This is a genomic window from Gardnerella sp. DNF01144, assembly GCF_049244245.1.
In the GTDB taxonomy this organism is placed as follows: domain Bacteria; phylum Actinomycetota; class Actinomycetes; order Actinomycetales; family Bifidobacteriaceae; genus Bifidobacterium; species Bifidobacterium piotii.
Genome location: NZ_CP058390.1, coordinates 747,193 through 770,380, shown reverse-complemented (window position 1 = coordinate 770,380; position 23,188 = coordinate 747,193). Strand labels below are relative to the sequence as shown.

Sequence of the window (23,188 nt, the reverse complement as noted above, 5' to 3'; positions counted from 1 at the left end):
TTAAAATATTTGTCATTTAATATTTGTCATTTAATATCTTCTATTTAATACTTGTTATTTTGTAATACGCATTTGTAATACGCATATTCGATTAGAGTGGATTTTATGATTACAATTACAACTTCAAACTTGAATGGCATTCGCGCTGCCGAGCGAAAGGGGATGCTTGATTGGGTGCAAAATCACACTCCAGATGTGTGGTGTATGCAAGAGGTTCGCGCTCCGCAAGATGCGATCGACCCGATTATGAGCAAAATCAAGGATTTGTATGCGTCTAAAAGTGGCGAATCTGTGCAAAATGAATATGGACAAGATGAATCTGCAAAAAATGACAAGCAATTTTGCGTTACAAATCAGATTTGCGATATAAAAGGGCGCGCTGGAGTAGCGCTTGTAACGTCTTTGCCAGTTGTAGAGCAGCGTTACGGTTTGCCTGGTTTAAGCGAAGATGTGGATTCCGGTCGATGGGTGGAAACCGATGTTCATACTCCGCAGGGGTATGATATTACGGTTGCGTGCGTGTATGTTCATGCTGGAAATGTTGACGATCCGCAAAAAATGCATCAAAAATTCCGCTTTTTAGACACTATGCTTACGCGATTAGGGGAGCTTAGAGATATTGCTGCAAGTGGCGGAAATCAGGCGATTTTGTGTGGTGACTTTAATATTGCACACACCCCTTTTGATATTAAAAATGCTAAAGCGAATGAGAAAAGTGCTGGATTTTTGCCAGAGGAGCGCGCGTATATCGACCGCTGGATTAACGAGTATGAATTTGTAGACGTTATGCGAATGCTTGCTGGCAATATTCAAGGGCCGTACACGTGGTGGAGTCAGCGAGGCAAAGCTTTTGATAACAATGTTGGATGGCGTTTAGACTATCAATTTGCAACTCCAGAGCTTGCAGAAACTGCTTGCGGATTCGTGATTGATCGCGCTCCAAGCTACGATTCGCGCTGGTCGGATCACGCTGCGCTAAGCATAAGATACAATGTGTGATTTTGCTTTGCTTGTGGTAATCTGGTGAAGTTGAGTAAAAGTGGCATTGGCCGTTAGAAAAGAGGAATTATGGGATGGTTTAAGTCGAAGCGCAAGGCTAAAGCTGATAGTAAAAATGCTGGAAATCTTGCGGATTTGCAATCCCAAAATTCGGCCTTAAACGAGCTTATTGAAGGCGGATACAGCGCAGACACGTATTTGGGTCGAGGAAATCTTAGAGGACCTTGGAATATTTCAGACGAAAAGGTTCCTGATTTAAGTACGTATATTGACTTCGGAGCTATTCGCATTCCGTATTTGCAAGGAATAGAGTTGCGCGTAAAAAAGCAGCGCGAGTCTAACCAAGTTCTTGGCATAACAGTTACGTATAGGTCTTCTAGCGTAGAAGTTGAGGCGTTTGCGGCTCCTAAAACAGAAGGAATTTGGAGCGAAGTTCGCGCGGATTTGCTTAAGGGAAATTCTGATGCCAGGGAAGTGAATGGCGTTTTTGGCAAAGAGATTATATTGCCAGTTGAAGTGGAAGATAAAACTGTAGATACGCGAATTGTTGGAGTGGATGGCCCGCGTTGGATGCTTCGTGGAGTCTTTTCTGGTGTAGCTGCTGGCGATTCTTCGGTTGCTGGCGATTCAAAAAAGGCGAGTGATGAAGCAGTTTTGCTTAATAAGTGGTTTAGTGACATTGTTGTAGATCGCGGAAGCGAGCCATTAGCACCAAGAGATATGATTCCAATGCATGATGTTGTGGTTCCTAGAGATTCTGACAATGGTGGTTCTGATAATGTTGATTCTAACAATGGTGATTCTGGCGAAATTCCAGGCCGTCCAAAGGGGCCACTTGGCGCAGATCAGCAGGTAGAAGTCAAAACTACGCTAACTCGCGGTCCAATGTTCTCCGAAGTTCGTTAGTAAAATAAAACAGCAAAAGTCGAATAGCAAAAGTCATGTAGCAAAGGATATTGTCTTGGAAAAAAATGCGAGCAGCAAAAAACGCTCAGGATTAGCCTCTTTAGCTTCCATTGGATCCGATGGAAAAGCGTTTTCTGTGATTGACTCACTTGGCGGAGTTCGAGGCGTAATCGAATCCATGCTTCCAGGCTTACTGTTTGTTATTTGCTTTGTTGTAACGCGAAACGTGCAAACAACGGTTATTGCGTCTGCAGCTCTTGCAGTTTTGCAAGTGGTTGCGCGACTTATTCAACGCCAGTCGATTATGGGTGCGCTAAGTGGGCTTGTCTCTGTTGGAATCTGCCTTATTTGGGTGTGGACGAGTCATCAAGCTCGCGACTACTACATGATGGGCTTTATTACAAACGCTGTGTACGGTGTGCTTCTTGCGATTTCGCTGATTGCGCGTGTGCCAGCGCTTGGGCTTGTTATTGAGTCGATTCGCAAAATGCCTACGGAAAATTTTGGCGCGTGGCTGCACGAATGGCTTGATTATAAGCCACTTAAGCGCGCGTACATGTATGTTACTGGATTATGGATTGGCGTTTTTGCGCTGCGACTCGTTTTACAAGTGCCATTATATTTGACAAATCACGTTGTGTGGCTAGGCACTGTTCGATTGCTTATGGGATTGCCGTTCTGGGCGCTCGCGATTTGGGTTTCTTACTTGATTATTGCAACGCCGTTTATGCGTCTTCATCATAAAAATCGCGAAGAAAAGCAGGTTGAAGAAAAACAGATTAGCGAAAAGCAAAGTGAAGAGAAGCAAAACTAAGGGGTAGTACATGCAAGTGACGATGCGAATTGAGCGTTATGCGGATCAAGGAAGATGCGTAGGTCATCTTGACGGACGCGTTGTATTCGTGCGATTTGCGCTGCCTGGTGAGCTGGTTGTTGTGCGCATGGATGAGCCGATGCGTGCAAAAGCGCACTTTTTTACTGGCGAAGTTGTAGAAGTTTTGGAGCCTAGCGCGGATCGTGTGGAGCCGCAATGGAAGCTCGCTGGTCCTTTGGCTCAGGGCGGCGGAGTTGGCGGCGCGGATTTAATTCACGTTTCTTTGCCTGGTCAGATTCGTTGGAAGGCTTCCGTAATTGCCAATCAATTCCAGCGTTTAGCGCATATGGATGTTGCGGAAAGCGATGTTAGTGTTGAGCGCATTCCAAGGGACGAGGAGCTTAACGGATTTAATTGGCGTACGCGCATGGAGTTGGTTGCGGATGATGAAGGGCGATTGTCTATGCGTAAGCGCGAGTCGCATGATCGCATTGCGATTGATACTATGCCACTTGCGTCGCGCGCGGTTTTGGCTGTTGCGGATTCTTTGGACTTGTGGAATCGTTCTTTTTCGCCAAATGCGCAAATTCGTCTTGCTGTTCCAGAGCCTAGGGTTGATGGTTTGGATTTTAATGATAAGGCTGCGCTTCTTAGTGCGATTGGCGAAAATTATGCGCTTATAGTAAATGATGAGTTGGTTGCAGGCTCGGCATTGTTGCGCGAGCGCGTGCGTGTTGCGGCTGCTTGCGATTCATCGCGTATTCGTACTTTTGACTACGATGTTGATGCGCGCGGTTTTTGGCAGATTCACCGCGCAGCTCCAGAGCATTTAGTGAACTACGTTTTGGGATTAGTCCGTTCTGCGCTTGGTGGTCGCACTAAGAATACGGTTTTGTGGGATTTGTATTCTGGTTCGGGTTTGTTTACGATTCCGCTTGCGACTTTAGCTAATGTTGGCGGAGATGCTGCTGGTGCTGCAGGTTTCGCTGGAGCTGCAGAGCCAGCTCGCGTGCTTAGCATTGAGGGTGCGCCGATTGCTGTAAAGAACGCAAGGCGAAACATTGGGCGCGCAGGTCTTAGCAGAGATATTGTTGAAGCTTTGCAAGGTGATGTTGCACAAACGCTTGAATCGCAGGTGTTTAAGGCGAGTAAGTCATCTAAGATTGTGCGCCGATTTGCGCATCCAGATGTTGTTGTGTTGGATCCTCCGCGCGCTGGTGCTAAAGCTCAAGTTTGTAAGCAGATTGCGAAGTCTGGAGCAAGAGCTGTTGTGTATGTTGCTTGCGATCCGACTAGTCTTGCTCGCGATGTTGGTACGTTTAAGGAGCTTGGCTACAGCGTTCAGTCTTTGCGCGCGTTCGACATATATCCCAACACTCATCACGTCGAGACGGTTGTATTGATGTCACGTGTGAATTAGGTGGGTGCAGATTTGCCCTTGTGTAGCAAGGCTTAGCGAGGGCTATCGTTAAAAGGTTTAGCGCGTGGCGGCTTTAGGCTGGCTCGGCGTGGTTTTTGAACGTATTTTGGCTGTATGAGGGAACATATCAACGCTCTAGGGTCGAGTGCACAGGATGTTAACGTTAAAAAGTGCACACACTTTGCACCCAGGCTGTGAAGTTGGAAAATATAGCTCAAAAGGTAAAATGAGACCTGATTATTAGTATGTGCACGAGGAGGTGCTTAGGGAATGGGTAATAAGAAGTTTATCGCAGAGACGAAAGATGTTCGTTTAACGGTGAAACGTGCTGATACCTTTGGTGTGAGCTTTGTTAACTGTGAACAAGATAGATTGAGGGTTGAGGAAGCGCAAAATGTTATAAGGCTTATTCAAACTAAAAAAGTCTCAGCTTCGAATTGGCTGAGGTGGTTTACTCAGGGTATGCCTGAAATTGTTGTGAGTTTGCCACATGATGTGGAAGTTTGTGAGGTTGAATCTGATTCTAATCAAGTGCTCATCACGGATATTGAGATTGGTAAGCTTTATGTAGAAGTGAACAATGGCAAGGTAGAAGTTGTTAATTTGAAGGCGGATGATGTCTTTCTTAAATGTTATAATGGGTTGGCTTCAGCAACAAACGTAGAAGTAACTCATGTTTGTACGCTTGATACGTTAAATGGCATGAGTATTTTAGAAGGAACAATCACCAAGGATGCAAGCCTTGAAGTAGATTGTGAGAATGGTGTCACCGAGGTTTCAGATAAGAAGAAGGTAAATTGTAAAAACGATGGATTTGCGCATTACATGGTGCACTGTCTTAATGGGAAAGCTATTGCGAAGTAGCAGACATATAGATCAAAAAAGAAGCAATAAAACTTGATATAAGTTGGAATTAGAGCGTATATAGACATACCGATAAAGGAGGAAGCCGTATATGCTCTATGTAAAATTTGATGATTTCGAAGATGTTAGCGTCATGGGAAATGAGAAAGATCATGGAATGTTTATTCCGATTAAGGATGGGAATGTGTATGCTGAGTGCGAACGGTGCGGTGTAGTTGAAAGGATCACCTCACCATGCGAATTCATTGCTAGCACATTTAGGTCAAGAGTGAACTTCAATGAAGGTTATGAACTTTGCGAGAAGTGCTTGCAAGAGGTTGAGTTTGTTACTGTCGCTTTGAGAACTGGGAAATTACCTAATCGAGAATTGAAATAACTGAAAAAGCAAAGCAGTGATAACCGTAGTAATACAGGAAAAACTAAACGTTAAAAAGTGCACACACTTTGCACCCGGGCGGTAAATGATAATTTAGGGAGGCGTTTTATGTCAGTAATTAAAATTGAAAACCTCACTTTCTCATATTATGGATATGTAAAACCCATATTTAAAAATGTATCGTTTTCCTTTGATACAAACTGGAAAACGGGATTGATAGGAAGAAATGGAATCGGTAAATCAACTCTATTTAAGTTACTTTTAAATCAAGAAACTTATCAAGGTAAAATAAGCAAGGATGTTGAATTTATTAAATTTCCACCAAATATAAGCGATACTTCAAAATTAGGAATTGAGTTATATAAAGAACTAATATCAGATGATGAAGAATGGAAGTTATTTAGAGAACTCAGTTTGCTAAATGTAGATGAGAACCTTGTTTACAGAGAGTTTGAAACGCTTTCTAAAGGGGAACAAACAAAAATCCTTTTAGCTATTTTGTTTACAAGAGAAGATGGCTTTTTACTTATTGATGAACCAACAAACCATTTAGATATGGACGGAAGAAAAATTGTAAGTGAATATCTGAAAAGTAAAAAAGGATTTTTGCTTATATCTCATGATAGAGATTTTTTAGATGGTTGTATCAATCATGTTATTTCTATTAACAGGAATTCTATTGATGTCCAATCGGGAAATTTTACATCATGGTATGAAAACAAAGTGATGAAAGACCAATTTGAAATTAGTCAAAATGAGAGATTAAGAAAAGATATTAAACGATTAAAAGAGTCTGCAAGACAAAGTCAAATTTGGTCTGATAAAATTGAAAATACTAAAAATGGTGTAAAAGTATCAGGTGTAAAACCAGACAAAGGACATATAGGTCATCAATCAGTCAAGATGATGAAAAAATCTAAGAATTTGGAGAATAGACAAAACAAGGCAATAGAAGAAAAACAGAGTTTACTAAAAGATATCGAAACAAAGGAAAGTCTATTATTGCATCCATTACATCATCATAAAAATCCTCTAATATCGGTTAGCAATTTATCATCATGCTATGGAGAGAGACAGATCCTAAATAATGTAAGTTTCGAGATAAAGCAAGGCGACATAGTGGCTATATATGGGGGTAATGGTAGCGGAAAATCAACCTTGATTAAAATTTTATTAGGTATAAATCACGAGTATACAGGTGAGATAAAATTAGCAGGTAATTTAAAAATCTCGTATATTCCTCAAGACACATCTAATTTAACAGGTAGCCTAAATGAATATATTCACAAGCAAGATGTTGATGAAACATTGTGTAAAACAATTCTAAGAAAATTAGATTTTTCAAGAGAATTATTTGAAATGGATATGAAGAATTATAGTGATGGACAAAAAAAGAAAGTTTTAATTGCTGTAAGTTTCTCAAAGCCAGCTCATATATTTGTTTGGGACGAACCACTGAATTATATAGATGTAATATCAAGAATACAGATTGAGGAAATTATAAAAGAAGCAAAGCCTACACTCATATTTGTGGAACACGATAAGCGATTTGTAGAAGATATCGCTAATAAAATAATACAATTTTAAGTAAAATCCAAATCCCAGTTTGTAGTGCCTTAGACTTTTATCATCATACGACATTCCCCTTGCCAGTTTCTCTCCTGCAATGAACGTTAAGGCTCTTTTATTGATGCATGGTTATCATAAGGGTAGTCTTGATACACGTGAGACTGTCGTATTGATGTCAAGGGCTTAATAGGTGGGTGCATTTTTGCCCTTGTGCAGCAAGGCTTAGTGAGGGCTATTGTTAAAAGGTTTAGCGTGTGGCTGCTTTAGGCTGGCTTGGCGTGATTTTTGAGTGCTATTTTTCTGTATGAGGTAAGATATCGACGCTCTAGGGTCGAGTGCACAGGATGTTAACGTACTTCGCTTGCGTTGAAAGCACACTGTGCTTTCAACTTTGAGCAAGCTCAGCGAATCGAAGTGCATTCGCGAATTATATTTAATAGCTCATGCAAGTCGATTCGCCACCTTGCACCCACCCTGTGAAGTGGGGAATGTTAATTAAGTACGATTCATGCATAGTATGATGAAATACTTTCTTAGCTTCTTAGTGAGTTTTCCCTATTTATTGATCGCAATATAAATTGAAAATAGGCATGAAAAAGACGATAGATTTTTTCTTTTCTATCGTCTTACGCATTTAGTATCCAATTTTTCAGTTCAACAAACTAAAATTGACTTATTCGAAAATTTTAATAAATCTCTTTTGCGTCTTATCACATACATATCCTATATTTTCATAGAATTTATGTGCTTCTGTTCTTGCTTCTGCTGAGTTTAACCTGATAAACTTAAGTAATTTTTGTCGAGAATCCATTTCTAAATGATTCATCAATTTTTTTCCAATGCCTCTTCCTTGAAACTCTGGTAAGACAGCTAATCCTAGAATATTTAATCCACAATCTGAATAAAGACTCTCATACATTTCAGCATGTATAAATCCAACAACCTTATGTAAATCCTCATCCTCATAAACATAAATCACATGATGCTTTTTATCAGCCGATAGTTTTGTGATTTGATTCTCTACTAACTCTGTAGAAACAGTATATCCTAAAGAAATATCACATATTTCTCGTATAGATTGAGCATCTTCTTTTTTTATTTTCCTAATCATTTCATTGCCTCCGCAACTTCAAATTTATCTATCTCTATTATTTCAGATATACCCTCGACCATATAGTTATAACAGTAAATCTTGCAATCTTGTAATTACAGTATTTCTATTAAGCTTAACCTTGCCTTTTCTCTTTATATATTCTTCAATATCAAACACATTCTTCTTGTTATAATCTTCTAAGATGGGAGCGTAATGAAAATAGACGAGTAAATAACAGATATACAATATATAAAGGCAAGTCAATATAGATTTTTTCTTGTATAATTAACTCAAGAAAAGTTAGCATAAAAGGTTGGCAAGCCATGAAAAAACTGACAAAATCCTTGACAGACAGTGTAGTTTTGTCTCTTTTCACGTAGAATTTTTTAATTGGTAGAAATATATACCTGATGGATAGGTACGTGTTTCTGCCGATTACCCAGATGATGTGTATAGTGGAAGACTTCCAGTTCATGTAAGATGTTTACTTGATGAGTTTGCAAATATTGGCTTAATTCCTAAATTTGAGAAACTAATAGCGACAATTCGTTCAAGAGAAATATCGGCAAGTATAATTCTGCAAGCACAATCTCAATTAAAGGCAATCTATAAAGACCATTCAGATACAATAGTTGGTAACTGTGACTCCACACTCTTTCTAGGAGGAAAAGAAAAAACAACAGTAAAAGAGTTATCAGAAACCTTAGGAAAAGAAACCATAGACCTATATAACACATTAGAAACAAGGTCAAATCAAAAATCTTTTTGGTCTAAATTACCAAAAGACTTGCAAGGAACTTATGAGTCAAGATGAAATAACTGTAATGGATGGCGGCAAGTGTATATACAAACTAAAAGGAGTGAGACCTTTTCTATCTGAGAAGTATGACATTACAAAGCACAAGAACTGTAAGTTACTGGAAGACAATGACAAGAGAAATACTTTTGATATTGAGATATATATGAAGAGGAAAGATAAGCCTAGTTTGAAGTCAAATACTTTCATTATAAGAATTTAGTTTAAATTAGATTAATACATTATATAATTATTGTTAAGAAAGAGGTTGTAGATAATGAATGAAAAAGATATTTTAAAAAGCTTGGCACTTAATTTTTCTGAGAGGAAAAGCTTAGCCGCTCTAAATAACTATGAGGTGTTATTTAACAATATAGTTTATGTAAACAAATTGTTTTATGATTTAACAATTAAGCTAGATGCTTTGAATAAAGAAATCGAACAGTTGATTATTGAAACATATACGGTAAATGATGAGTTTAATGAAGTAGCAAGCTCAAAACAATATTTTAAGAAAATTATTCCTAGGATATTGAAAAATGATTTCGAAATATTAAAAAAATTTTTAATTGTTTTTAAGAGCGATGAGATAGATAAGATAGATAGTAACAATGTTGGTAAATTAAGAAAAGGATTTATTGATTACAGTAACTTAGTAACCACAACTAGACAGACACTTGACAGCATGGTTTCAGACGCTTATCAACTAATAATATTAGATGCAAAAGAGCTAAATTTTCATGTTCTTACATCTTTAAAAAGCTTTGAACTATATGCAACTAAATCAATCAGGCATTCTTTATTTAATCAAGAAATAGAAGATGCGTTAAGTGAATTTGATAATTTAAATTACAATCAACGTGTAAGAGGGGTTGAGTCAGATATCACAAAATGTACAAAGAAGAATTTTGGTGACAAAATTGATTATATTTTTACTGAGTTAAATTTAGATAATCAAGAAGCTTTAAAAGAAGAATTGAAAAATTTATTTAGATTTTCATCTGAATTCACGCATATTGGATATACATCAACTTTATTCACTAGCTCAGACAGTTCAGATATTATTTTTTGTAGTGATATTGGACCATATTTATTAAGCACTGAAAATTTTAATGAATTAAAGTATGAAATCTTATCGACTATGATGAGATTTATATCAGCGATATATCTTAAATCAATCTCTTTTATGGTAAATAAAGTTTATAAGCGTGAATACGCTACTCGATTATCTAAACAGATAAACGATTATATAACAGAGGTGAATCATTTACTACAGACCAGAAATAACTCCTATTGTTTTTTCATTAAAGAAGGTTTAAAAGATTCGGATGAAATTATTGAGTTACAGTGTATGTGTGGTGTAGTAAAGAAATGGGAACCACCTCATGACTTAGCTGAGCTATACTGCAAAGGGTGTGGCAGTAGTTTTAAATTGATAGAATTAGAGGGTAATCCAGGTTATATTATTACATCTATAGGACCGGTAAAAGTTATAGGATCAGATGTTCCTGAAATTTTTGAAATGAAATTTGAGGATAGAAAAGTTTTGTTTGATAATTGTAGAGAAATTATGAACAGTTATGAAGAAGAATAAAAGAAAAATAGTTTTATATAATGGGACGATAGAAATTAAAAACTCTATCGTCTTTTTTATACTCAAAATTAGGAGGCTAAAATTGGGTTATAGGCCAAAAAGTGTGTAAAGCTAAGCTGATGAGTATTCTTAAAATAGAAGCAGTCAGCTTAGCTTTTTGATAATTACTGGTAGTATTCACGACTCTTATGGAACTCATTCCAATCAACGCCAGTACCATATCTTGCTGGTATTCCAAATACTTCAGATAATCCTTGATTAGAACGCTCCCAATCTTGCCTATAGAGTTGTTCTATACGTTTACTAGTAAAAGAATGAGTGACTATCCAAGACTTATCTCTTGGCTTACTCGTGTTTAAATAACACCACCAGCATATAGCGTGTATACGTTTTAACAAGCTTAATCCACGATGATTACGTAGCATAGCGCGAATTCTACTATTCATTGATTCAATAGCATTATTAGTTGGTGGAATAGGATGATTGCAATCTTCTGGGGGATTAAGAAAAGTAAACATATAACCCTCACGAATACGCCTATCAATCATTGATTTAGCACGAACTAGTCTTTGATGAGTATCAGCAATACTACCATCACAATACTTGCTTTTCTCTTTAAGAAAATCACTCCAAGTATTCACCTAATTATTGTAAGAAATAAGCCAATTACGAGCTTGATCTTCTGTTTTTATGTCAGAAACAATGTTAGCTAATGACAGTAATTGCTTACCAGGAGTAAGACGAGGATTAACTCCAGTTAAAGCTTTAATGTTAAGACCTATATGGAATAAGCAACGTTGTATTTTCGTGTTAGGCCAATATGTTTTTACTGCTTTACGAATACCACCAGAACCATCACAAACTACTACTAGCGGTTCCGCAATACGCTGCATGAGGTAACCCCGCGCGCGACTATTCTCACTACGAGCCACGTACCAGCCTAAAACATGTTTACCAGAGTAAGCGATTAATACTACAGATTTACGTCCTAAATGAATACCATCAACATGAATGTAATCATAAACTTCATCCACGAATGGTACTTGCGGCCATAAGTCCCATAAAAGCTTATTCTTACGTCTTAAGGTACGGGCTGAGAAATCATATGAATACTTATCCTGAGTCTTATTAGATAAAAGCCAATTTAAACTAACTGTTAAATCGTTTGATTGTCTATCATACGCTCTACTTTTAGAAGCTCCGCAGTTAGAACAACGGTATCTAGTAGTGCCAGCATTGGTGTAACCATTCTTGCTCATTCTATGATGACAGTTATTGCATAGTGGGTTATTCATACAAATGAAGAATAACCCACATTCGATATACATTGAGCCCTACTGCTATAAGGGTTATGAGCTGATTTTTTACACACTTTTTGTCCGGGTGGCGAATGTGCAGAAAACAGATTCGATTACCGCAAAACGCTTGTATTGCAATGCGTGAGACATGATTTCTTACACACTTTTTGGCCAATAACCCGTGCTTTCCCTATGCTAATTACAACGGAGAGTAAAGTGAAAATAGTTGAGTGCTCGCGTTGCGGGGGCGTACAAATTGTTAGAACTGAAGAAACAGCTGTTAATGGGGATGTTAACAGAAATCTAAGCGCAAATAAACTGCCAACGAGATTGATGAGCTTAAAGTTAAGAAACAGCAGCTTCTTATAGAAAAAGCAGGTCAAGAAGATGCTAAAAGACGAATCAGAGAAATGGAAGATTTTCTGAAAAGTGAGCGTCACGATATTAGTGAGTATGACGAGAAGCTGGTAAGAAAGTACATCAAGAAAATAAAAGTTTACGAAGACAGGTTCAGCGTAACTTTTAAATCAGAGATTAGTGTGGATATTGAAAGAGCATTGTAAAAGCCAAAAGACTATGAGCATTTGAAATGTTACAAAAGTCAGCCTAGGGGGTGAATCCTCTCTAGGCTGTTTTTATGCTCAAAAATCAAGCTATCAAGCCAATCTTAAACCTTTTAACGATAGCTTTTTCTATCGTTAAAATGTGCACCCAATATCCATAGTGTGCACTCAAAAAAGTGTAGCTATACTACCCGTTCTCTCAATCCGCGTGGAGAGTGTTGTTTTGATGTCACGGGCTTAATAGGTGGGTGCATTTTTAGGCTTTGTGCTTTTGGTTTCTTCTTCGTAAAAACTCTTTAACAATGATTGGAATTATAGTTGGGATACATTCAAGAGTAATAAAAAATGTAATGTACGTGCAAGTCCAGCTACTACCCAATTGCCGAGGAGACTCTTGTAATATCAATAAATCAATAGCAGGGGCGATAAGCGCGATAGCGATGGTTTTACAAACTCCTAAGTTTTCGAGTGTTTTTTGATTGACAACAATCGAGTAAAGAAGAATTTTTGTTAAACCAAGTGCATGAGCTATAACAATGAGTAAAAAGGGTGAGTCATAAACAATTTCCCAATCGAGTGATTTAAGAGAATTAATAATCAGGGCTAAAAGAGGGAGTAATAATGAAAAAAGGAATAATCGTATAGCTTGATATACAGATTTCTTCATAACTAACCTCCTTAAATTTATATAGTCAAGTGGATGACTACTGTCATAGACAGACTATTTTTCACTCATTTTACGTTAATTTATCTTACTTAGAAAGTTGGGATAACCATATTCGATTAAAATCTAGCGGTTATTGTCAGACAGGACTTAAAGAACTGGATAAATACGGCATTGAGTATCATATCGTGAAAACATATCCCAATGGGGTGAGGGTTGGATATGTGCCGAATTATAAGGCACCGAAAAACAAGAATGGTGTTAATCAAGCGTGGTTTTCGGCTAGCTGGTAAGCAAGGGCATGGTCTTTTTGTTACAACGTCTAGGTTTTCGCAGAAAGCTAAAGATTACGCTGACAATCATCATATTATTTTGGTTGATGGTGTGAAGCTTGCAAATCTTATGATTAAGCATAATTTTTGTGTTTCAACAAGAAAAACGTTTGAGATTAAAACGATTGATACTGATGCTTTGCTTGAATATCAAGATGAGTAGTGTTTTTGTGTAAGTTTTGTGACTTGATTTTGTTGATTTTGAGTTTGTTAGCTGAGTTTCTTACGGTTTTTGAATGCAATTTGCTTTTAATATTACGTATAAGTGTAAATGCTGATGCTAATGCTGATGTTAATGCAATGCCAATGCAATGTCATGTAATTGTTGTAAGAAACAAGGGGTGATTATATGGCGAAAACAGCTAACTTGTATACTCGTATTGATCCGGAGTTAAAAGAGCAGGCAGAGTATATATTGAATTCTTTGGGTCTTCCTCCTTCGAGTGATATTACCATGTTTTATAAGCAGGTTGTTTTACAGCAGGGGCTTCCTTTTGATGTGAAATTGGGTTATAGAGAGCCGCGTGATGTGAGTTCTATGACTCAAGGTGAGTTGAATGATGAGTTGGAAAAGGGGTATAAGTCGGTTTTATCTGGTGATGTGAAGCTTGCGGATAAGGTTTTTGAATCTTTGCATAAGACATAGGGTTTGTGTCGTGTGATAATTTTCTTATTTTTTATTTTGTTTTTGAAGAAAAGTATGAAGTTGTGGTTTCTCGTGTGCTTTATGGGAAAAGAGATATTGAGAAAGTTATAAATGGCAATTAAACCTTTTGCGATATTTCCTATCGTTAAAAAGTACACCCAATATCCATAGTGTGCACTCAAAAAAGTGTAGCTATACTACCCGTTCTCTCAATCCATTTAGAATCAATTTGTTTGTTGTCAAGAAAATAAAATAATAGACTATAAGACTTTTGAAAACAATGGCTTTATTTAGATGAATAATGTTTGGTCTATCTAATTTTATATATTTTCAATCTTCACAGTTTGCGTGGATATCTATCAGCATATTTGACAAAATCATATAGTTTAAGTAAATTTCACAAGTAATATTTCAAGGAAAGGTGGGAAAATTGTGAAGTTATTTCTTAAAATGTCTCCATTGGTAACTGCCGAGGCACAATGTGTGTGCAGTCAATTTTGATTGGCTGTAAACATTAAACATTTTGAAAGGAGAAATAATGGAAACAATAGTATCCGCTTTATTAGTTTTTGTTTCTACATCCATTGACTACTTAGTTGTTTTGACTATTTTATTCGCTAGTCAAGGAAAGAAAGGTTTGAAATCAATTTATGTGGGGCAGTATTTAGGTACAGGACTGCTTGTACTGGCTAGTCTTATTGCCGCTTACTTTTTAAATTTTATTCCACAAGATTGGATTATAGGACTCCTTGGTCTAATTCCGCTAGGTCTTGGTATAAGAGCAATTTTTGTGGATGAAGATATTGATGAAGAAGATATCGAGGGGAAAATTACCGGAGATGGATCAAAAATCTTAGCATTTACAAGTTTAACAGTGGCAATGGGTGGAGATAATTTAGGAATTTATATCCCCTATTTTACAGGAAAGAGTTTGATTGAGATTAGTATAAGTTTAGTAATATTTGCTTTAGGGATTTTGATTCTATGCAAATTATCTCAAAATCTCGCCTCAATTTCTGCTATCGGAGAGACTGTGGAAAAGTATGAAAAAGTAATTGTACCTGTCGTGTTTATTGGACTCGGTCTCTATATATTGATTGAAAATGGAACGATTAATTATTTCATAGGTCAAGTCCTAAAAGTGGTGTAAATTCATTTCCTTCCCTTTATCTGCTATTTTTACGTTCAAACTCAAACGAGAAAATAAGTGGTGCTTCCCACCGTCACGGCGCTTCACCGTGCTATAAGATGCAGGAGGATGATTAGGTGGGTGCATTTTATAACGTTCGAAATTACGCTACTTCGTTCGTTACTTTTCTAATACAAACGTGTATTAGTTATTTGGGTCGTTAACAATACTTTCTATATTTCTGCCTGAGTAGAATATGCGAATAACTGTTACAGTCATTTGGTTTTCGTCTACTTGGTAGAAAACAGTGTAGTTATCGACTGAAACTCTGCGTATTTCTTTAGAACACCACGGCTCCCACTCTACAAGCTGATATCGCATAGGCATAGTGTTAAGAGAACGTATAGCATGCTTAATGCGGTTGACTTGTTTTTCAGCCGTTTTAGGAACTTGTAATGTAAAGCGAATGTATTCGTATAGATCGGTGATGTCAAGGAACGCTTGCGGAGAATAAATGACGCTATAGGTTGTGCTCATACGCCGTATTCCTTAGCGAAGAATTGGTCTACTTCATCTGCACTGTATTGTTTGCCAGTTGAAATAGAGTCGATGCCTTTTTGTAATTCTTTATCCAACTCGGCTCTTGTTAAGCTGCCTAAAGCAGTAGGCTTATTAGTTGGCAAGCGGAGTTCAAATGGCATGCCTTTTTGTAAAACAATCTGGCTGTAAAGCATTTGGATTGCTGAAGATGGAGTTATTCCAAGTTGGCTCAATATGCTTTCAGCGTTTTCTTTAAGATTTGTATCGATTCTTGCATATACAGCGTTTGTGTTTGTCATTGTGTTCGCGTCCTTTCTGACCTTATTTTACAAAATGCTTGCAAGCATACGCAAGCAGATGAAAGCAAAAGTTTAATCACTATTCAGATTATGACTCCACATTGTTGTATCTTCGGATTCAAAATCAAGCTATTAATCAGGTCTTAAACCTTTTTGCAATATTTTCTTATCGTTAAAAGGTTTAGCGTGTGGCAGCTTTAGGCTGGCTTGGAGCGGTTTTTGAGCCCACTTTGGCTGTATGAGGGAAGATATCAACGCTCTAGGGTCGAGTGTAATAAGTTCAATGACTGTTGCTTGTGCACAATGTGATATACAAATGTATCAATCACTTGGGTTTTCAATTAAGATTGGGAACTTGTTTGCATTTGAACCATAAGTCACAGTAATTAGATAAAAAAATAAAGGAATAAACTATGGAACATAATTGCGGATTTATTAACGATAAAAAAGCATTTAGATATAGAGCAGCAGCCATCATAGTCGAAGAAGGTTGTGTGCTATTTGCAAGAAATGATGAGGACGACTATTTCTACTCAGTTGGCGGAGCGGTTCACGTGGGCGAGACATCAGAAGAAGCCGTTAAGAGAGAAGTATTTGAAGAGACAGGTCTTAATTACGAAGTAGATCACCTTGCCGTCATACACGAGCACTTCTTCATCGGCAGCTCCGGCTTAGATGGAGTAGACTTCCATGAGCTTACACTCTACTACTTGATGAAGTCCATTGGCAAAAGAGATTTTACGAGCCAAAGCACTACAGAGTCAGGTGCTAAAGAGACAATGCATTGGTTACCTATAGATGAGCTTGATAAGTTCAAGGCTTACCCGACATTTATGAAAGAATATCTTAAATCGGAGCATAGTGGAATAGAGCATATAATTTCAGATGAGCGATATTAATGAATCCCGCTATTATGGCAAGAGATCGTTACATGGGAAATTTGATTTAAAAGACAAGCCAGGCTCTTGTAAGTCAAGTTCTGATGTTCTTAAAGTACCAGGGCTTAATAAAACAGGTAATGTTGCTATAGGTTATAAGAAGAAATAGTAATATTTTGCAAATGTTAAACAAATGTTTTGTGATTGCTTATATTTGAGTTTTTGACGTAATGCTCGTATAATTTTCCACGTAAAGCACATTTAAGTTTATGAGGTGTTGCGCTATGACTGCCCAAATGATCGCTAGTCTTAAGAACGGTTTGAAAGGCATATAAAAGCACATAAAACAGCTTAAGATACATATTCTTTAGCAGTATTAAACACGCATTGCGCATGATGTTTTGTCATTATGTTTGCACATGCGCGTTGGTTTTTCTGTAGTTTTTGCACGTTTTTTGCATGTTTTTGCGCATTCTTATCGTTCTTGTAAGCAAGCGTTATCTTTTTATCTAACTGATTTTCATTGTTGAAATTTATTCAATAACAGTAAGAATTAAGGTTTAATAACAGTAAAAATTAAGCTTTAATAACGAGTAAGAACGAAGCAATAATAATGAATAATAATATAGAAAACGCAACTAATAGTCGCAATAACAATAATAAGCAGTCAACTAGCAACTTAATATTGCGTATTGATAATATAACAAGATCTTATTCTCGTGGATTTGGTCGTAAGAAGACAACTCGCCAAGTTTTACATAACGTATCTTTTGATATTCATTCTGGTGAAATATTTTGCTTGCTTGGCCCTAATGGTGCAGGTAAAACAACTACCGTAAAAATTGTTGGCACGTTGTTAGCTCCTGATAGTGGTAGTGTTCGTATTTCTAGTATTGATGCTGTGAGTAATCCTCGAGAAGCGCGTAAGCATGTGTCGTTACTTCTTGGAGGTGAGCGAGGATTTTATCAAAAGTTAAGTGCATTAGATAATCTTCGTTATTTTGCTGATCTTTCTGCTGTTCCATATAGGGAGCAAGGAAAGCGTATTCACGATGCTCTTGAGCAAGTTGATTTACTTGATAAAGCTCATGATGCTGTTCAAACTTTTTCAAGGGGAATGTGGCAGCGGTTGCATATTGCTCGATCGCTGGTCGCTAGAACGGACCTTATGCTTTTAGATGAGCCTACCACTGGTTTGGATCCTGAAAATGCTAGGAAAGTACGTGAAATTATTCATGCTTTACGAGATCAAGGAATAGCGATTTTGCTAACTACGCATGAGATGAGTGAGGCTGAAAAATTAGCTGATACTGTTGCTGTAATAAATCACGGTAATATTATCGCTCAGGGAAGTGTTCAGCAGTTGGCTTCTTTGCAGCATATTGATCATGTAACAATGTACGCGTATGAATGTGAAGTATCAAGCGGAACTCCTAGTGTTAAGGAAGAATTGCAAAAACTTGATGGAGTGTTGTGGTGTGATGTTTTTGAATCGCATGGAGTGTTAAATATTACTATCGCGTGGAGTAAAACATTATCTCAAGAACGAAATATTAAAATTCCTGTTGATGGGATTACACGTTTAGGTGATCGCGCTGCAAGTTTGGAAGAAACGTATCTTGCTATTGTGCAAAATGATAATTTTTCTGCATCAAATACTTCTACTTCTACTACTTCTTCTGCTACGCCGTCTTCTTCGTCTTCTTCACTTTCATTGAATAAGTAGGAGGCTTAATATGAATACTTCTACTCATTCATATGCTTCTGTGATTCGTGGCTTATGGTTTCAGCTTAAAAGCTTAGCAAAAACAACGTTTTTCTTGCAAAATGCGATACTTGCTCCAGTATGTTTTGCGTTGATGAAAATTGTTGCCTACTATGGTTTTTCTCATAATTGTACAAACTGTCTTAATAATATTTGGGTTGATTCTTCTATAGCTGGATTATGGTCTGCTACAACTACTGCTGTTGGAATTATTGGATACCAGCGTTATTTAGGAACATTACAATATTTAACTTTAAGTGTTATCTCACCTTCTGCAGTGTTTCTTCCTATTGTAGGATCCGCAGCTTTACTTGGGTGCATTGGTATGCCGATTGCGATTATTACCGTTGCTGTTTTCTGCCATGGGTTCTTTATGATAACATTCACGCAGCTAGTTGGATACTTACTTTCTATGCTTGCTTGCGTAGCTTCTGCTGCATTATTATCTGGAATTTTTGTATTATGCCGTAAAGCTACAGTTTATGAAGGTTTGATTTTAATTCCTGTATGGATGCTTTGTGGAATAGTGATACCTGTAGAATCAATGCCATTGCCAGCTCGTGTTATTGCGTTTATTCATCCGCTTACGTCTGCAGTGTGGGTGTCTCATGCGCAATCGTTTAATGCTACTACTGTGTTAGCAATTGTGTTATGTGTTGTATTATCCAGCGTTCTACTTGTTATTGCAGGTTTTATGTTACGTCATGCTATTCGACTTGCAACGCTTAATGGAAGTTTAAACATAATATGATACGAAATAATAATCAGGTTGAAACTATGCAAAATAAAATGCAAAATAAAATTATTCAAAATAGTAAGTACGCTGAATTGCATCAATATAATCAATATTCACAGTATGGTCACGTGAGCGTGTTATCTAGTATACGAACTGGTGCAAGAGTGAGTATACAGAGTATACCTAGCTTAAATAGTTGGAATACTGCTGTTATCCGTATGATTATTGAGCCTCTTTTATCCACGTTCTTATACGTTTTTCTATCTGGAGCTGTAAGTGGAGGATTCAATGGAGCAGTTAGTGCTGCAACTAGCGCTGGTTTTAATCATAGTTTGATTGCTTCAACTCTTGCTGCTGTGATGGGTGCATGTTCTATTTCCACAAGTATGACTGTGTCAGAAGCACTAGCATGGGATCGTTTTGAAGGTACAACACCATTCGTGCTTACAAGCGCGAAAGTTGCATTACCATTATGGTTCGGTCGTATTATTGCGCTCGTGACTATTTCTTTGGTGAGTGATGCTGTGACTTTGTTTATAACAATGCTTGTAGTAAGCCCAAGTGCTTTCTTTGTGATTAATATGAGTGCGTTGATGCTGTTGTTCCTTATTGTTCCTGTTGCTTCTACGGGATTTGGTATCGCTATAGCTGCTATAAGCATGATGATGAATGATGTTTATACTATTTCTAACGCGCTTAGTGCAATACTTCCTATTGTTTGTGGTGTGATTGCTCCAGTTAGCGTATTTCCTAAGATGATGCAATACGTGTTATATGTGATTCCAGTAACTCATGTTACGCAAGTATCGCGTAGTATAGTTGATGGTTCTGTAAATGTTGGCGTATCGCTACTTGTGATTCTTGTTGTCGGCATGTTATGGGCAATTGTTGGTGTGATCATATGGAATGTTGGTGTGGCAGTTCAACAGCGTAAAGGTACTTTAACAAATATAGGGTTTTAGCTGATAAATATGGGATTTAGTTAATTAAATAAGGATTTTATTATCGGGTATAGGGGTGGGTAATACTAAAAGCATATTGATTATTGGCATGAATGAGAGCAGAGCAATGAGGTGAATATCGGTCTTCGGCGCGTTGTGTTGTATGGCTCGTGCACCTGGATTTTGTACGTTCTCTGTTAGTTTTGTATAAATTTCTTTTGAAACAGCTATTTTCACATAATTATGTGCGCGTTTGCTAAGAAAATGCCATGTTACGATTCGTAACGCTTGTGTTCTCGTTCGTTCCTTTTCTATTCATATGTTGCTCGTTAGCATGTAATTACGCAGTGCGATTATTAATTGCATTACGAGCAAAACAAATAATCGTTAAGAACGAAAACTTATAGCCAATGAAAGGAGTTATACGATGTTGTTAGGAGAAAAAATCAGAAATGCGCGCGTGGAAGCGGGTTTAACTCAGGAAGAACTTGCTGAAATGATTATGGTTTCGCGTGCTGCGGTAGCGAAGTGGGAAGGTGGTCGCGGTCTGCCGGATGTTGCAAATTTGAAGGTGATTGCGGATGCGCTGGGTGTTACTGTCGACCATTTGTTGGATAAAGACAATGCTATTGATTTGTCAATCATTAAGAAGCCTATTGATTTAGCGAAGTATGGTCTTAATGAAAAATTGAGTGTTCGTAAGAAAATCAAGATGAAGGAACAAATTATTCGCGATGAATATGCAGATGCTGAAATTATTATGCTCACGGTGACGAAGTTTATTCCAAATTCGTCTGAAAAGTTTATGGATAATTTTATCGGGTGTATTACTACTTTGTTCAGTGATATTCCTTTGTTCGATACGTTTGCATTCGGTAAAGCGGTAGAGACTATTGGCAGTGAACAGTATTACTTGGTGAATAAAAAAGAAAAGCAATTTTTTGTGCTGATAACGGATGAGTATATTATTAGCAGAATGATGCGAGTAAAGTTCACTGATAAGAAGATGTGTGTTGGGGATAAGGAATTTACGCAAGTTGGTAAGTTGCGTGATAAGTAAGAACTGGTAGTTGGTTGGGAATTTGTCAGAAGAATGTGGTTTTCAGTTTTGATTTCCGCATTCTTCTGATTTTTATTTTCCGGCTTTTGTACATGCTTTTAGTGTTTTTACATGACAGTTAATCATAAGAAATGGAATTCGATTTTTGCACACGTATAAAAATGCATATTCTTTGCATCTAGCTAGTCTATTGAAATTATTTGAGCTATGCGTCAAAAAAGTTCATTGGCACCAAGTCATGATTTTGACTATATAAAACGTTACATTGGGCTTTTAGAAAGATATGTCACATATTGTCGAATTTCCATTATTTGTTGTTGATAATATTTTCGATGTTTCTGCCTGCATAAAAGATACGAACAACCGTCACGCTAAATTTATCTTCATCTACGAGGTAAAAAGCTGTGTAGTTATCTATGGGAATTCTGCGTATTCCTTTAGAACACCACGGCTCCCATCCAACAATCTAATATTGCATGGGCATGGTGTTAGTAGAATGGATATCATGCCTGAAATCAGGCTATAAAGTCAATTTTAAACCTTTAACGATAGCTCGCTTCTATTTCTAAAAGGTGCATTCACTTTTCCTACGCATCTGTTTATGTATGGAAATAAAATCCCGTAGATTATCGGATGATTTTTAGTTACAATTATTTTATAGGCTGCAGATTTGCATTCTTTGTCCATAATTTACATCCCGTCAGTTTTATTAGACTCAAAGATGATTTGTACTACGAGATGAATGAATATTGGGCAGGTGATAGTGAATAACAGAGTGAAGATTGAACATGAGAATCGTAGCTGCAATTAGGTAAAGATTAAGTTGTGGAGGAGGCATAAATGAAGCATATCAAGCATTATGCTTTTTTGACTATGGTAGTTTGTCTTATATCACTTATTTCAGGTTGTAAGAATCAGAATAGTTTTAGCAATAATAATAGAGAACTAAAAACAGAAAATCAAAAGTCTGCAAGGAATGAAAGACACTCAGAAAATAATGAAGATGTTGACTGGAAAGAGGTAAGTAAAAATGGTGTTGATGAAACTTTGCTCGTAAAAAACATAGATGAAAAGGTTCTCACGTATGTGGCTAAACAATTACAAAATCTATGCGATGAGATTGGTGAAAAGGGGCGCAAAGATAAATTCTATTGGCTGACAGGACAATGGTATAACGATGTAATGTATTCTAAACAATATATTAGTGTTTTGTTGTTGGGTAAAAAAGCAATGAAACCATTGTTCCTAATAATATATAAAAGCAAAGAGGCTGGAATGTATGAATGGGTTTGTAGTAAAGCTTTAGATGAAATATCTGGGTTTGATTTCTCGGGATTAAACAATGGTGCAGGCTGGAGCAATTCTAAAGAATTTTTAAAGGCATTTACCGATAAAATTATTGAACAAAAAAATTAACAACTCTCTGTTTGCAATTGTCTTGGATGTTTACACTCCTACAATATTTCCAATATTAACTTTCATTCTGCAATGAGCATTAAGGCTATTTTGCTGTCGAGTGATTATTAATTTAGTTGTTTATGTTTTGGGGAACAAAATGGTATAAAAATTGTAAAAAAGTTCCCTACACTATTTGATTTCTCATGGTAATGGCTTGTTGGTTATTCCAGAAAATAAGGTTACTGAGTTTAAGAAGTTGCTTGTTGCGTATTATGAAGGCGAAGATCTGCAGTCTGTAACGGATGCGCTTGCTTGCGCTTGCGAAGATGATTGGGAAGCGCGGTGCAAAAATGAAAGAAAACGAATTGGCGGTCGGTTGCGCTAATTTGTCGGCAGAAATTGCGCTTTTAACGGCAATTGCCAACTGAACTTGCTACTACGCAACTGCTGTTTTAGCTATAATTTCACCATGATCATGATGAATTCTAGTTTGAAATGGAGATGTTTT

The 23,188-nt window shown here is 37.1% G+C and carries 24 protein-coding genes and 3 pseudogenes; 21 read left to right on the top strand and 6 right to left on the bottom strand.

The features are described 5' to 3' along the window. Positions 1-105: 105 nt before the first annotated feature. The 7 genes from HXT36_RS03085 (at position 106) to HXT36_RS03055 (ending at position 6,966) form a co-directional block, all read left to right on the top strand. Positions 106-999, top strand: a complete 894-nt coding sequence (locus HXT36_RS03085) for an exodeoxyribonuclease III (RefSeq protein ID WP_018638757.1) — start codon at positions 106-108, stop codon at positions 997-999. A gap of 69 nt (positions 1,000-1,068) precedes the next feature. Further along, positions 1,069-1,905: a DUF3710 domain-containing protein gene (locus tag HXT36_RS03080; protein ID WP_018638755.1), complete on the top strand. Its 837-nt coding sequence runs from the start codon at positions 1,069-1,071 to the stop codon at positions 1,903-1,905. A 55-nt stretch (positions 1,906-1,960) separates the two neighbouring features. After that, the gene (locus tag HXT36_RS03075) at positions 1,961-2,719 is read left to right on the top strand and encodes a DUF3159 domain-containing protein (RefSeq protein ID WP_421779217.1); all 759 of its coding nucleotides are present in this window, start codon (positions 1,961-1,963) and stop codon (positions 2,717-2,719) included. 10 nt (positions 2,720-2,729) lie between these two features. Further along, positions 2,730-4,139, top strand: a complete 1,410-nt coding sequence (locus HXT36_RS03070) for a class I SAM-dependent RNA methyltransferase (RefSeq protein ID WP_421779216.1) — start codon at positions 2,730-2,732, stop codon at positions 4,137-4,139. 270 nt (positions 4,140-4,409) lie between these two features. Next, the gene (locus tag HXT36_RS03065) at positions 4,410-5,003 is read left to right on the top strand and encodes a DUF4097 family beta strand repeat-containing protein (protein WP_421779215.1); all 594 of its coding nucleotides are present in this window, start codon (positions 4,410-4,412) and stop codon (positions 5,001-5,003) included. A gap of 91 nt (positions 5,004-5,094) precedes the next feature. Beyond that, positions 5,095-5,379: a hypothetical protein gene (locus HXT36_RS03060; protein WP_004114737.1), complete on the top strand. Its 285-nt coding sequence runs from the start codon at positions 5,095-5,097 to the stop codon at positions 5,377-5,379. 108 nt (positions 5,380-5,487) lie between these two features. Continuing rightward, positions 5,488-6,966 (top strand): Lsa family ABC-F type ribosomal protection protein, encoded by a 1,479-nt coding sequence (locus HXT36_RS03055; protein ID WP_421779214.1) that lies wholly within the window; start codon positions 5,488-5,490, stop codon positions 6,964-6,966. A 655-nt stretch (positions 6,967-7,621) separates the two neighbouring features. Here the strand turns inward: HXT36_RS03055 and HXT36_RS03050 are convergent. Next, positions 7,622-8,059 (bottom strand): GNAT family N-acetyltransferase, encoded by a 438-nt coding sequence (locus tag HXT36_RS03050; RefSeq protein ID WP_004114745.1) that lies wholly within the window; start codon positions 8,057-8,059, stop codon positions 7,622-7,624. A 415-nt stretch (positions 8,060-8,474) separates the two neighbouring features. Here HXT36_RS03050 and HXT36_RS03045 point away from each other — a divergent pair. Further along, positions 8,475-9,060: pseudogene (locus HXT36_RS03045) on the top strand (type IV secretory system conjugative DNA transfer family protein); the annotation flags it as partial. A 54-nt stretch (positions 9,061-9,114) separates the two neighbouring features. After that, a complete protein-coding gene (locus HXT36_RS03040; RefSeq protein WP_020973530.1) occupies positions 9,115-10,431 on the top strand; it encodes a hypothetical protein in 1,317 nt (438 codons plus the stop codon). 164 nt (positions 10,432-10,595) lie between these two features. On the opposite strand, the pseudogene HXT36_RS03035 reads toward HXT36_RS03040, so the two are convergent. After that, positions 10,596-11,726: pseudogene (locus HXT36_RS03035) on the bottom strand (IS1249 family transposase). Positions 11,727-12,139: 413 nt separating this feature from the next. Between HXT36_RS03035 and HXT36_RS03030 the strand changes: the two are divergent. Continuing rightward, a complete protein-coding gene (locus HXT36_RS03030) occupies positions 12,140-12,292 on the top strand; it encodes a hypothetical protein (protein WP_415680658.1) in 153 nt (50 codons plus the stop codon). A 256-nt stretch (positions 12,293-12,548) separates the two neighbouring features. Here the strand turns inward: HXT36_RS03030 and HXT36_RS03025 are convergent, their stop codons facing one another. Continuing rightward, the gene (locus HXT36_RS03025; RefSeq protein ID WP_421779213.1) at positions 12,549-12,959 is read right to left on the bottom strand and encodes a hypothetical protein; all 411 of its coding nucleotides are present in this window, start codon (positions 12,957-12,959) and stop codon (positions 12,549-12,551) included. A gap of 252 nt (positions 12,960-13,211) precedes the next feature. Between HXT36_RS03025 and HXT36_RS03020 the strand changes: the two genes are divergently transcribed. The 3 genes from HXT36_RS03020 to HXT36_RS03010 all read left to right on the top strand — a co-directional run bounded on the left by HXT36_RS03020 (position 13,212) and on the right by HXT36_RS03010 (position 15,084). After that, positions 13,212-13,451 (top strand): restriction endonuclease, encoded by a 240-nt coding sequence (locus HXT36_RS03020; protein ID WP_004132045.1) that lies wholly within the window; start codon positions 13,212-13,214, stop codon positions 13,449-13,451. A 186-nt stretch (positions 13,452-13,637) separates the two neighbouring features. Beyond that, on the top strand, positions 13,638-13,934 hold the full coding sequence (locus HXT36_RS03015) for a type II toxin-antitoxin system RelB/DinJ family antitoxin (RefSeq protein WP_421779212.1): 297 nt from the start codon (positions 13,638-13,640) through the stop codon (positions 13,932-13,934). Positions 13,935-14,472: 538 nt separating this feature from the next. Next, positions 14,473-15,084 (top strand): CadD family cadmium resistance transporter, encoded by a 612-nt coding sequence (locus tag HXT36_RS03010; protein WP_004120505.1) that lies wholly within the window; start codon positions 14,473-14,475, stop codon positions 15,082-15,084. A 183-nt stretch (positions 15,085-15,267) separates the two neighbouring features. Here HXT36_RS03010 and HXT36_RS03005 read toward each other — a convergent pair whose 3' ends face one another. Then, positions 15,268-15,600 (bottom strand): type II toxin-antitoxin system RelE/ParE family toxin, encoded by a 333-nt coding sequence (locus HXT36_RS03005; RefSeq protein WP_421779211.1) that lies wholly within the window; start codon positions 15,598-15,600, stop codon positions 15,268-15,270. Next, positions 15,597-15,902 carry a type II toxin-antitoxin system RelB/DinJ family antitoxin gene (locus HXT36_RS03000; protein ID WP_353938800.1) on the bottom strand — a complete coding sequence of 102 codons (306 nt, stop codon included), beginning with the start codon at positions 15,900-15,902 and terminating at the stop codon, positions 15,597-15,599. The genes HXT36_RS03005 and HXT36_RS03000 overlap by 4 nt, the downstream gene beginning before the upstream one ends. Before the next feature lie 413 nt (positions 15,903-16,315). On the opposite strand from HXT36_RS03000, the gene HXT36_RS02995 reads away from it, so the two are divergent. The 6 genes from HXT36_RS02995 to HXT36_RS02970 all read left to right on the top strand — a co-directional run bounded on the left by HXT36_RS02995 (position 16,316) and on the right by HXT36_RS02970 (position 21,282). Further along, positions 16,316-16,801 carry an NUDIX hydrolase gene (locus tag HXT36_RS02995; protein WP_421779210.1) on the top strand — a complete coding sequence of 162 codons (486 nt, stop codon included), beginning with the start codon at positions 16,316-16,318 and terminating at the stop codon, positions 16,799-16,801. Beyond that, the gene (locus tag HXT36_RS02990; protein ID WP_421779256.1) at positions 16,788-16,949 is read left to right on the top strand and encodes a hypothetical protein; all 162 of its coding nucleotides are present in this window, start codon (positions 16,788-16,790) and stop codon (positions 16,947-16,949) included. Before HXT36_RS02995 ends, HXT36_RS02990 begins: the two co-directional genes overlap by 14 nt. Positions 16,950-17,393: 444 nt before the next feature. Then, positions 17,394-18,506 (top strand): ABC transporter ATP-binding protein, encoded by a 1,113-nt coding sequence (locus tag HXT36_RS02985; protein ID WP_421779209.1) that lies wholly within the window; start codon positions 17,394-17,396, stop codon positions 18,504-18,506. Between the two features lie 10 nt (positions 18,507-18,516). Beyond that, positions 18,517-19,296 (top strand): ABC transporter, encoded by a 780-nt coding sequence (locus HXT36_RS02980; protein ID WP_421779208.1) that lies wholly within the window; start codon positions 18,517-18,519, stop codon positions 19,294-19,296. Further along, positions 19,293-20,243, top strand: coding sequence for an ABC transporter permease (locus HXT36_RS02975; protein ID WP_421779207.1), 951 nt, complete (start codon positions 19,293-19,295; stop codon positions 20,241-20,243). Before HXT36_RS02980 ends, HXT36_RS02975 begins: the two co-directional genes overlap by 4 nt. 406 nt (positions 20,244-20,649) lie before the next feature. Next, positions 20,650-21,282: a helix-turn-helix domain-containing protein gene (locus tag HXT36_RS02970; RefSeq protein ID WP_115757655.1), complete on the top strand. Its 633-nt coding sequence runs from the start codon at positions 20,650-20,652 to the stop codon at positions 21,280-21,282. A 307-nt stretch (positions 21,283-21,589) separates the two neighbouring features. Here HXT36_RS02970 and HXT36_RS02965 read toward each other — a convergent pair. Then, a pseudogene (locus HXT36_RS02965) lies at positions 21,590-21,793 on the bottom strand (type II toxin-antitoxin system RelE/ParE family toxin); the annotation flags it as partial. Between the two features lie 329 nt (positions 21,794-22,122). On the opposite strand from HXT36_RS02965, the gene HXT36_RS02960 reads away from it, so the two are divergent. Further along, positions 22,123-22,698 carry a hypothetical protein gene (locus HXT36_RS02960; RefSeq protein ID WP_020757867.1) on the top strand — a complete coding sequence of 192 codons (576 nt, stop codon included), beginning with the start codon at positions 22,123-22,125 and terminating at the stop codon, positions 22,696-22,698. A 175-nt stretch (positions 22,699-22,873) separates the two neighbouring features. Continuing rightward, the gene (locus HXT36_RS02955; RefSeq protein ID WP_253254065.1) at positions 22,874-23,065 is read left to right on the top strand and encodes a hypothetical protein; all 192 of its coding nucleotides are present in this window, start codon (positions 22,874-22,876) and stop codon (positions 23,063-23,065) included. Positions 23,066-23,188 lie beyond the last annotated feature (123 nt).